This is a genomic window from Biformimicrobium ophioploci (assembly GCF_030270605.1).
GTDB classification, from domain to species: domain Bacteria; phylum Pseudomonadota; class Gammaproteobacteria; order Pseudomonadales; family Cellvibrionaceae; genus Biformimicrobium; species Biformimicrobium ophioploci.
Window position 1 is genome coordinate 323,014 of the sequence record NZ_BSYJ01000002.1, and the last position, 11,083, is coordinate 334,096.

9 protein-coding genes are annotated in these 11,083 nt (G+C 60.2%); all 9 read left to right on the top strand.

All coding sequences use genetic code 11. The features are described 5' to 3' along the window. Positions 1 to 18: 18 nt before the first annotated feature. Positions 19 to 1,413 carry a UDP-N-acetylmuramoyl-L-alanine--D-glutamate ligase gene (gene murD / locus QSJ80_RS04880; RefSeq protein ID WP_285763202.1) on the top strand — a complete coding sequence of 465 codons (1,395 nt, stop codon included), beginning with the start codon at positions 19 to 21 and terminating at the stop codon, positions 1,411 to 1,413. Further along, complete coding sequence (ftsW, locus tag QSJ80_RS04885) at positions 1,406 to 2,659, top strand: putative lipid II flippase FtsW (RefSeq protein ID WP_285763203.1); 1,254 nt, start codon at positions 1,406 to 1,408, stop codon at positions 2,657 to 2,659. The genes murD and ftsW overlap by 8 nt, the downstream gene beginning before the upstream one ends. Next, positions 2,656 to 3,735: an undecaprenyldiphospho-muramoylpentapeptide beta-N-acetylglucosaminyltransferase gene (gene murG / locus QSJ80_RS04890; RefSeq protein ID WP_285763204.1), complete on the top strand. Its 1,080-nt coding sequence runs from the start codon at positions 2,656 to 2,658 to the stop codon at positions 3,733 to 3,735. Before ftsW ends, murG begins: the two co-directional genes overlap by 4 nt. A gap of 2 nt (positions 3,736 to 3,737) precedes the next feature. Then, positions 3,738 to 5,228 (top strand): UDP-N-acetylmuramate--L-alanine ligase, encoded by a 1,491-nt coding sequence (murC, locus tag QSJ80_RS04895; protein ID WP_434219169.1) that lies wholly within the window; start codon positions 3,738 to 3,740, stop codon positions 5,226 to 5,228. Further along, entirely contained in the window at positions 5,228 to 6,034 is an 807-nt protein-coding gene (locus tag QSJ80_RS04900; RefSeq protein ID WP_285763205.1) for a cell division protein FtsQ/DivIB, read from the top strand. Before murC ends, QSJ80_RS04900 begins: the two co-directional genes overlap by 1 nt. A gap of 111 nt (positions 6,035 to 6,145) precedes the next feature. After that, positions 6,146 to 7,381, top strand: a complete 1,236-nt coding sequence (gene ftsA, locus QSJ80_RS04905; RefSeq protein ID WP_285763206.1) for a cell division protein FtsA — start codon at positions 6,146 to 6,148, stop codon at positions 7,379 to 7,381. A gap of 79 nt (positions 7,382 to 7,460) precedes the next feature. After that, a complete protein-coding gene (gene ftsZ / locus QSJ80_RS04910) occupies positions 7,461 to 8,660 on the top strand; it encodes a cell division protein FtsZ (protein ID WP_285763207.1) in 1,200 nt (399 codons plus the stop codon). 358 nt (positions 8,661 to 9,018) lie between these two features. Further along, positions 9,019 to 9,930, top strand: a complete 912-nt coding sequence (gene lpxC / locus QSJ80_RS04915; protein WP_285763208.1) for a UDP-3-O-acyl-N-acetylglucosamine deacetylase — start codon at positions 9,019 to 9,021, stop codon at positions 9,928 to 9,930. A gap of 199 nt (positions 9,931 to 10,129) precedes the next feature. Further along, complete coding sequence (locus QSJ80_RS04920; protein WP_285763209.1) at positions 10,130 to 11,062, top strand: M23 family metallopeptidase; 933 nt, start codon at positions 10,130 to 10,132, stop codon at positions 11,060 to 11,062. Positions 11,063 to 11,083: the final 21 nt, after the last annotated feature.

The window sequence follows — 11,083 nt, forward strand, 5'->3', positions numbered from 1 at the left end:
GCTGGAAATAGATAACAAATGGCAACCAGTGACTTGATAGCATCCAACGCGATGCGGGTCGTAATCGGGCTCGGGGCGAGCGGCGTTTCTGCCGTGCGTTACCTGCGCGCCGAGGGTTTGCCGTGCGTGGTTTTCGATACTCGCGAGCAGCCGGCGGGGCTGGACGCATTCCGGGAAGCTTTCCCGGATGTCGCAGTACATACCGGCGCTCTCAACCCGGAGGTGCTGGCAAGCGCAGCAGAACTGATTGTGAGCCCGGGCGTATCTGTGAAGACGCCAGAGATCCGTGCCGCTGCCGAGGCCGGTGTGCCGGTGATCGGCGATGTAGAGCTGTTTGCCCGTGCCATCAAAGGAATGCCGCTGGACCTGGTGGCTATTACCGGCTCCAACGCCAAAAGTACCGTTACTACCCTGCTGGGTGATATGGCCAAAGCGGCCGGTCGCAATGTGGTGATCGGCGGCAATATCGGCGTGCCGGTGCTGGATCTGTTACCACTGGAAGGTGTGGATACGGTGGTGCTGGAGCTGTCCAGTTTCCAGCTGGAAACCACCTATTCGCTGGAAGCGACTGCCGCCACGATCCTCAACATTTCCGAGGATCATATGGATCGTTATGACAGCCTGGCTGAATACCATCAGGCCAAGCTGCGTATCGTGCGCGGTGCGCACAGGGTGCTGGTCAATCGCGACGACGCACTGACACAGCCGCCGATGGCGCAGGGTGTGGAGTACCGCAGCTTCGGTGGCGGCAACCCGGACCTCAAGCAGTACGGCACTATTGATATCGACGGCGAAAAGTGGCTTGCGAAAGGGCCGCGCGCGTTGATGCCGGTCACCGAACTGGGCACCGTCGGCAGCCACAACGTATTGAATGCACTTTCGGCATTTGCCCTCGGTGACATGATCGGCCTGGAAGAAGAGCCGATGCTGGAAACCCTGCGGGTGTTCCACGGACTGGCGCACCGGTGCGAAAAAGTAGCGGAGTTTGCCGGCCTGTATTTCGTAAACGATTCCAAGGGCACTAATGTCGGTGCAACCCTGGCGGCGGTGGAAGGCCTCGGCGAAGACCACAATGTGGTTCTGCTGGCCGGAGGCGTCGGCAAGGGCGCGGACTTCTCACCGCTGCGTGAGGGCGCGCCGTCCCTGCGGGCCCTGGTCACCTTCGGCCAGGATGGCCCGGTCATCGCACAGGCGTTTGGCAACAGCTGTGAAAGTTATGCGGTGCAAGACATGGCCGAGGCGCTGGCAAAAGCCGTGGAAGTGGCCCAGCCCGGTGATTTCGTATTGCTGTCGCCGGCCTGTGCCAGCTTTGACCAGTATCGCAACTTCGAGGTGCGTGGTGAGCATTTCCGCTCGCTGGTGAAAGCGCTGGAGCAGCAGCACGATGCAAGCGGGGAGGTGGCCAATGCCTGATGCCGGTTCCTCCAAATCGATGATGCCGACGGCGCCGCTGAAGAACCCGTGGCTGATGCCGCTGGCCGTCGCCGCGCTGATCAGCATCGGTCTGGTGATGGTGGCTTCTGCCTCGATCAGTAATGCGGCGGAATCCTACGGAAATCCCTGGCATTACCTCACACGTCACTGCATTTACCTGGTATTGGCGCTGTGTGGCATGGCTGTAGTGGCAATGATCCCGATGGATATCTGGCAACGCCTTTCCTGGCCGCTGTTGCTGTTCGCGATCCTGCTGCTGGTGGCAGTGCTTGTGCCGGGCCTCGGGCGCCGCGTCAACGGAGCACTGCGCTGGATTGCTGTGGGACCGTTCAGCGTGCAGCCGGCGGAAGTGGCGAAGTTCTGCGTGATCGTGTTCTTTGCCAGCTTCCTCACGCGGCGCTACGCGCAGATCCGCCACTGGGGCAGCTTCCTGATTCCGTTTGTGCTGCTGGGCATCGTTGCGGTGCTGCTGCTGGCGGAGCCGGACTTCGGCTCGGTCGTGGTGATCTCGCTGACCGTGATGGCGATGGTGTTCCTCGCCGGCGCGCGCCTGCCGCATACCTTCGTGCTGGTGATGCTGGCGCTCGGTGCGCTGGTGGCAATCGCCATTGCCAGCCCTTATCGACTGGAGCGCCTGTCGACCTTTATGGATCCGTGGGCAGCGAAGTTCTCCGGCGGTTACCAGCTGACCCAGTCCCTGATTGCTTTCGGCCAGGGCGAATGGGCCGGCGTCGGGCTTGGCAACAGCGTGCAGAAACTGCTGTATCTACCGGAAGCTCATACAGACTTTGTTTTTGCAGTGCTCTCCGAGGAATGGGGTCTTGCCGGTGGGCTGGCAGTGATCGCGCTGTTTGTGGTGCTGATCCAGCAGATGCTGAAGCTGGTAAGCGCAGCGCTCCTGCACAAGCGCTTTTTTGACGCGATGGTGGTGTTCGGCGTGGCGGTGCTGTTCGCAGGGCAGGCATTTATCAATATGGGCGTGGCATCGGGCCTGTTGCCTACCAAGGGCCTGACACTGCCGTTTGTCAGTTTCGGCGGCAGTAGCCTGATCGTCTGCAGCGCATTGTTCGCGCTGGTGCTGCGTGTGCAGTACGAACTGGCCCGCGGCCCTGTGCAACAGGCTAGCGCCAAGAAGGATGGCCCGGTTCTCCGGACCAGCAAGCGCGCGGCCAACAGCAGCAAATCCCGAGTGAAGGATGACGCTCTGCAGGAGGTGGCCGCATGAGCAGCCTGCAGGGCAAGAAAATACTGGTAATGGCCGGCGGTACCGGTGGCCATGTGTTTCCCGCACTGGCGGTGGCACGCGCACTGGAAGACACCGGGGCGGAAATCGCCTGGATGGGCACCCGCCGCGGTATCGAGTCGCGTCTGATGCCGCAGGAAAATATTCCGCTGCACTGTATCGATGTGGAGGGCGTGCGCGGCAAGGGCAAGCTGGCGCTGTTGAAGGCGCCGTGGCAGGTAAGTAAGGCGCTATCGCAGGCGCGCGGGATTATCCGCACGGTGCAGCCGGACCTGGTACTCGGCTTTGGCGGTTTTGCCTCGGGCCCCGGTGGGCTGGCGGCGAAACTGTGCGGGCTGCCGCTGCTGATTCACGAACAGAATGCAGTCGCGGGCACCACTAACCGGTTGCTGGCGAAAATCGCAGACCGGGTCATGGCAGCGTTTCCGTGTGACCTGAAGGGGGCCACGGTAGTGGGCAACCCGGTACGCAAGGACATCGCACGGTTACCGGAGCCGGCGGCGCGCGTCGGCAGTGGCCAGCAGGGCCGTTACCTGCTGGTACTGGGCGGTAGCCTGGGCGCACAGGCAATTAATGAAACCTTGCCGCAGGCGCTGGCGCAGTTGCCTGCTGAGCAACGGCCGCTGGTGGTACACCAGGCGGGCCCGAAATTGATTGAGAGCGCGCAGCGTGCCTATGAAGAAGCGGGTGTGGCCGCGCGGGTGATTCCGTTTATCGATGATATGGCGGATGCCTATGCGGGCGCAGACCTGGTGGTGTGTCGTGCCGGCGCTCTGACGGTATCGGAAGTGGCGGCGGCGGGTGTCGGGGCAATCATGGTCCCGTTCCCCTATGCCATCGACGACCACCAGACAAAAAATGGCGAGTGGTTGGCAAATGCCGGCGCTGGCGAAGTGATACAGCAGAAAGACCTGACTGCAGAACTGCTGGCTGAAAAACTGGCAGCGCTGTTCGGCCAGCCGCAGCGTCTGCTGCAGATGGCAGAAGCGGCGAGAGATGCGGCAAAGACTGGCGCGACAGGCGATGTGGTAGAAGCCTGTGAGGAATTAGTGAGGTAGTTATGTCCGAACGCGAAGAGCTTTTCAGTGCAGCGGTAGCCGGGGAAGATTACTTCCGGATGCCGGGTATGCGCCGCATCCGTCGTATCCACTTTATCGGTATCGGCGGCGCGGGCATGAGCGGCATCGCCGAAGTATTGCAGAACCAGGGTTACCAGGTATCCGGTTCGGACCTGAAAGAGAGCGGCGTGACCGACCGCCTGCGCGGTATGGGCATCGAGGTGTTCATCGGTCACCGCGCGGAGAATGTGGCCGATGTGGATGTGGTGGTGAACTCGTCCGCGATCCACACGGACAACCCGGAATACCTGGCCGCGAAGGAAAACCGTATCCCGGTGGTACGCCGCGCGGAGATGCTCGGTGAGCTGATGCGCTATCGCTACGGTATTGCCGTAGCGGGTACGCATGGCAAGACCACCACCACCAGTCTGCTTGCGTCGATTTTTGCTGCGGACCAGCGTGACCCGACATTTGTGATCGGCGGCCTGGTGAACAGTGCTGGCACCAATGCGGCGCTGGGTGAAAGCCGTTACCTGATCGCGGAAGCGGATGAAAGCGATGCGTCGTTTATTCACCTGCAGCCGATGGTGACAGTAATCACCAATATCGATGCCGACCATATGGAAACCTATGGCGGCGACTTTAATAAGGTGAAGCAGATTTTTGTCGACTTCATTCACAACCTGCCGTTCTACGGCCTCGCGGTTGTGTGTGGGGATGACGAGAATGTCCAGGAAGTGCTGCCGCGGTTTTCGCGCCCGGTGCTGACCTATGGATTTGACGAAGAAAATGATTTCCGCATTCGCGACGTACGCCAGGAGCCGATGCGCAGTTTCTTCACGGTGGAAAGGCCGGATATGGAACCGCTGGAAGTCTGTGTGAACACACCCGGGATCCACAACGTGCTGAACGCGACTGCGGCGATTGCCGTTGCCACGGACGAGGGCGTGTCCGACGAGGCAATCAAGGCGGGCCTGGAGAATTTCCAGGGCGTGGGGCGCCGCTTCCAGGTGTACGGGCATTTCCCGGTGGAAGGCAGCGACCCGGCGAACGAAGAGAGCAAGGTGATGCTGGTGGACGACTACGGTCACCACCCGCGGGAAGTGGCAGCGACCATCAGGGCGGTGCGCGATGGCTGGCCGGAACGTCGCCTGGTGATGGTGTACCAGCCGCATCGCTATACGCGCACGCGCGACCTGTTCGAGGATTTTGTACAGGTACTGTCCTCGGTGGACAAGCTGGTATTGCTGGATGTGTACAGCGCGGGCGAGGACCCGATTCCTGGTGCGGACGGGCGCACCCTGTCGCGCAGCATTCGCAACCGTGGCCAGCAGGATCCGATTTTCGTGGAGCACGTGGATGAGGTGCCGGAAATACTGCAGGGCGTGCTGGAGCCCGGCGACATAGTGCTGACCCAGGGCGCCGGCAATGTCGGCACACTCGCCGGGCGCCTGACGGAAACCCTGTTTTCCGGAACCGGTGAGGCGGGCTGATGGCGCCGCAGCCGGCAAAGAAGGAAAAACAGAAGGCGGCGGCCAAGAAAAAACGCCCGCGTGGCGCCAGCCGTCGCCCGGACGCCGATGCGCCGAGCTTTTGGCCGGCTGTCCTGAAAGGCCTGCTGGTTTGTGTACTGGGTGTTGGCCTGCTATATGGCGCGGTGCTGGGAGTGCAGCAACTGCCGGTACCGAAGGTGCCGGATGCAACAGCGCTGAAGAATGTGGAAGTGCGCGGTGAGTTCCGCGCGGTGAGTCAGGCCCGCGTAGAGGAACTGTTGCTGCCGCTGCTGGCGCCGGGGTTTTTCAGCCTCGATGTCAAGGGCGTGAAAGAAGTGCTGGAAGCCGAAGGCTGGATTCGCCAGGCCGCTGTCGGCCGGCGCTGGCCACAGGGCATCTGGATCGAGATTACGGAAGAGCAGCCGCTGGCCTACTGGGGTAAAGACAGGATGCTGGTGGCGAGTGGCAAGATCCTGCAGCGGCCGCAGGGGTTAGCCAGCAAGGCCTTGCCGCTGCTGTCGGGACCGGAAGAGTCGGTGCGGGAAGTGATGGAGCGCTACCGCGACCTGAATGCATTGTTGCAGGGCAGCGGCATGAGCATCGCAAGCCTGCAGCTGGAAAACGCAGGCTGGTTGCTGGAGATGAAGTCCGGCGTGCGCATGGTACTGGGTACTGGCGAGCTGCTGCAGAAAGTGGAGCGCTTTCTGGCGCTGAGCAAGGGCTTGCTGGCGCCATACCTGGACCGGGTGGCGGGCGTGGATGCGCGCTACAGCAACGCACTGGCGGTGCAGTGGAAAGACAGCTGAGTCGATGATGAAAAACAGGCGAATAAAAAGCCGCTGATTGAACAGAAAATAAAACAACAGAATTGATTACAACAATAAAGCTGCGCGCGTCAGTGCAGCGAGGTGGATGAAATGGCGCAGGCAAATGAAAATCGAATGATCGTGGGGCTGGATATCGGCACTTCCAAGGTCGTGGCCATCGTGGGTGAGGTTTCACCGACGGGGGAGCTTGAAATTGTCGGCATTGGTTCGCACCGTTCCTCGGGTATGAAGAAAGGCGTGGTGGTCAATATTGAATCCACCGTGCAGTCGATCCAGCGCGCGGTGGAAGAGGCCGAGTTGATGGCGGGATGCCAGATCCACTCGGTATATGCCGGTATTGCCGGTAGCCATATTCGCAGCATGAATTCCCACGGCATTGTCGCGATCAAGGATCGCGAGGTGGCGCCGCAGGACCTGGAGCGCGTAATCGATGCGGCGCGGGCCGTCGCCATTCCGGCGGACCAGAAAATCCTGCACACCATCCCGCAGGAATACCTGATCGATGAACAGGAAGGCGTGAAGGAGCCGCTGGGTATGTCTGGTGTGCGCCTGGAAGCCAAAGTGCACCTGGTCACCTGCGCAGTCAATGCGGCGCAGAATATCGAGAAATGTATTCGCCGCTGCGGCCTGGAAGTGGAAGACATCATCCTGGAGCAGCTGGCGTCGAGCTATGCGGTACTCACCGACGACGAGAAAGAGCTGGGCGTGTGCATGGTGGATATCGGTGGTGGTACTACGGACATTGCGATCTTTACCGGCGGCGCTATCCGTCATACCGGTGTGATCCCGATTGCCGGCGACCAGGTCACCAATGATATCGCCATGGCGCTGCGCACGCCTACGCCGCATGCGGAAGACCTGAAGATCAAATATGCCTGTGCGCTGGCAAAGCTCGCGCGCGAAGGCGAAACCATCAAGGTGCCGGGTGTGGGTGATCGTGCACCGCGCGACCTGTCCCGCCAGGCACTGGCGGACGTGGTGGAGCCTCGTTACGACGAGCTGTTTACGCTGGTGCAGGCGGAGCTGCGTCGCAGCGGTTTCGAAGACTTGTGTGCGGCGGGCGTGGTGATCACCGGTGGATCTTCCAAGATGGAAGGGGTGGTGGAACTGGCAGAGGAAATTTTCCATATGCCGGTACGTCTGGCAACGCCGCAGGGTGTCTCCGGTCTGACCGATATCGTCACCAACTCCATTTACTCCACGGGCGTGGGCCTTCTGCAGTACGCCAGGGAAAAGGAAGAGGGCGGCATGGTCAGCAAGCCGGTCAAGAAAAATGAAAACCAGTGGTGGGACAAGGTGAAGCACTGGTTCCAGGGCAATCTCTGATTGCTCCGGGATAAGGTTCAAGTTGTTTGGTTGTTTTGTTTTTAAATTGGAAATAAGAGCATAAAAAAGGGGAACAGAAATGTTCGAATTGGTTGATAGCATTCCAGAAAATGCAGTTATCAAGGTGGTTGGCGTTGGTGGTGGCGGCGGTAACGCCGTGCAGCACATGATCGTCAGCCAGGTTGAGGGTGTGGATTTCATCTGCGCCAACACCGATGCGCAGGCGCTCAATCGCGTTGAGAACTGCACCATCCTGCAACTGGGGAACGAAATTACCAAGGGTCTCGGCGCGGGCGCCAATCCTGAAGTGGGTCGTCAGGCTGCACTTGAGGATCGTGAGCGCATCGCCGAGGTTCTGTCCGGTGCGGACATGGTCTTTATTACTGCCGGCATGGGCGGCGGTACCGGTACCGGTGCTGCGCCGATCGTCGCGGAAATCGCGCGCGAGCTGGGTATTCTCACCGTGGCAGTGGTGACCCGCCCGTTTGTATTCGAAGGCAAAAAGCGCGCGGCCGTGGCCGATGAGGGTATGCGTGAACTGCAGGGTGCAGTGGATTCCCTGATCACCATCCCCAACGAGCGCCTCATAGAAGTGCTGGGCAACAAGGTCTCACTGAAGGCTGCGTTCCAGGAAGCCAACAACGTATTGCTGGGTGCAGTACAGGGCGTGGCCGATCTGATCATCCGCCCGGGCATCATCAACGTGGACTTCGCGGACGTACGCACCGTGATGTCCGAGATGGGCATGGCAATGATGGGCACCGGTTCCGCTACCGGCGAAGACCGCGCACGCGTTGCCGCAGAGAAGGCGGTACGCAGCCCGCTGCTCGACAACATCAACCTCGAGGGTGCCCGCGGTATCCTGGTCAACATCATTACCGGCACCGCAGAAGGCTGCGAGTTGGGTCTGGGTGAATTCTCCGAGGTCGGTGACCTGGTGGGTGAATTCGCATCTCCTGAGGCGACTGTCGTGGTGGGTACCGCGGTGGACGAGTCTTTGGGTGAAGAGCTGCGCGTAACCGTGGTTGCTACCGGTCTCGGTGAAGTGGTTGCCGCAGCACCGGCGCGTCCGCAGAAGGTTGTGGACAACACCCGTGCGCCGGCGCGTCCGAGCCGTGACGCACACGACCAGACTGCTGCGCGTCAACAGGCGCCTGAGCGCCAGCCAGTAACTGATCGACGCCAGCCGGTTACAAGCCAGCAAAACCCGCTGGGTGGCGCGGAGCCGGATATGGAATATCTCGATATTCCGGCTTTCCTGCGCCGCCAAGCCGATTAAGGCCAGCAAGAGGCGGTTTGTTTTATTTATGCTCTCGCCCAAGGATGGGCGGCTCGGGGGAGGGGTGGCAATTGCGCCACCCCGACCAGCGGGTTTAGGAGTAATCAGGAGGTGAACGGAAAGCGGTACGAGCAATAACCCGATCACATAATGGGCGCATAAATTGCCTTTGGGCTATGTTTAAGAAGGCGGCAGGCTTTAACTACCGTGAGCTGGAGCGCGACATTAAGGGAAACTGACAGGTCGCGACTGAAATCACCATATTGGTTATTTCGCGCCAACTCTGCTATTATTGCCGGCTTGATTCGGACTCGGGTACAGCTTAGCGACCCCATTATTAGTGGAATTCGAACCGCAAATGATTAAACAGCGTACATTGAAGAATGCCATTCGGGCGACCGGTGTTGGTCTGCACACTGGCCAGAAAGTTGTTCTTACGCTCAAGCCTGCACCGGTTAACTCCGGTATTGTGTTCCGTCGTGTAGATCTGGACCCGGTGGTCGAGATTGAAGCCAAGGCGGAAAACGTCGGCGACACCATGCTCAACACCACCCTGGTAAAGGGTGACGTGCGCGTATCTACCGTTGAGCACCTGCTGTCCGCAATGGCGGGCCTCGGTATCGATAACGCAGTCGTCGAGCTGACTTCCCCGGAAGTGCCGATCATGGACGGCAGTGCCGGTCCGTTTGTATTCCTTATCCAGTCTGCTGGTATCCAGGAGCAGGCTGCACCGAAGCGCTACCTGCGCATCAAGAAGCCGGTGACCATCGAAGACGGCGACAAGAAGGTCAGCTTCCTGCCGTTCGACGGTTTCAAGGTTTCCTTTACCATTGATTTCGACCACCCGGTATTCCAGGGCCGCAACCTGAGTTCCTCCGTGGACTTCTCCAGCACCTCCTTCGTCAAAGAAGTGAGCCGCGCCCGTACCTTCGGCTTTATGCACGAGATCGAGTACCTGCGCTCCAAGGGCCTGGTACAGGGTGGCAGCGTTGACAACGCCATCGTGGTGGACCAGTACCGCATCCTCAACGAGGGCGGCCTCCGCTACGAAGACGAATTCGTCAAGCACAAGATTCTCGACGCCATCGGCGACCTGTACCTGCTGGGTACCAGCCTGATCGGCGAGTTCCAGGCCTACAAGTCTGGCCATGCACTGAACAACAAATCCCTGCGCCAGCTGATGGCACAGGAAGACGCCTGGGAAATGGTGACCTTCGACACAGAAGAAGAGGCGCCCATTTCCTACGTGAAGCCAATTTTGGCGGTGTAAGAAAACAAGGCTGGCAGCTCACTGCCGGCCTTTTTTCATTTTTGGGGTATTGATTTCGGTTGAACCCGGTGCCATATAAAAGGCAATCGGTAACCGATTTGACAGGGGTGGGAGCACCAGGGGGATTTCCCCGGGCTTTCGCAAATATAAAGATAACTTCAGCAGAGGTCAGCGCTGCCGTCAGAGCAGTGAACGCCCGATGAAAGTCATCGTATTAAGTGGCCGCGAAGCCAAGTCTCGTACATTCAACCTCGGCACCTGGAGCAAGGCGCTGGTGGGTCTGTGCGTGCTCGGTTTACCCGTGGGCGCGTTCCTGCTGGGGGCTAACCTGCCCGCGCAGGAAACTGACCTGTTTGATGCCCGTACCACGAATGCCTGGCACAAGGCCCTGCGCAAGCAGCAGTCGGACGTGGCCGATGCCGAGCAGGAAGCCAAAGAACAGCTGACCGCACTGACCCTGAAACTGGGTGAGATGCAGGCACGCCTGACCCGTCTCGATGCCCTGGGTGAGCGACTGGTTTCCATCGCCAAGCTCGACAAGGGCGAATTCCAGTTCGGCACCATGCCGGCCATGGGTGGCCCTGACGCAATCGCCGAAGTGGGCGAGCTGCCGTACCAGCCGCCGGAGTTCGTGAGTGTCCTCAATGGCCTCGCGCACCAGATCGACGATCGCCAGTCGCAGCTCGATACCCTGGAAGCCCTGATGTCCCGGCGCAAGCTGGATGACGACATGTTCCTGGCCGGGCGCCCGATCAAGAAGGGCTGGATGTCCTCCCGCTATGGTTATCGCACCGACCCGTTCAATGGCAACCGCGCCTGGCACGGTGGTGTGGATTTCGCCGGCAAGAAGGGTGCCGACGTGGTGGCGGTTGCTGCCGGCGTGGTGACCTGGGCTGACAACCGTTACGGCTACGGCCAGATGGTCGAAATCAACCACGGCAACGGTTACAAAACACGCTACGGCCACAATTCCCAGCTGAAAGTGAAGCTTGGCGACATTGTGAAGAAGGGCGAAACCGTCGCCCTGATGGGTTCCAGCGGTCGCTCGACCGGCCCGCACGTGCACTTCGAGGTCTACAAGAACGGCCGCCCGGTAAACCCGGCAACCTATATCCGCCGCACCGGGCGCTGAATTCCCTCCCCAACTTGCGAC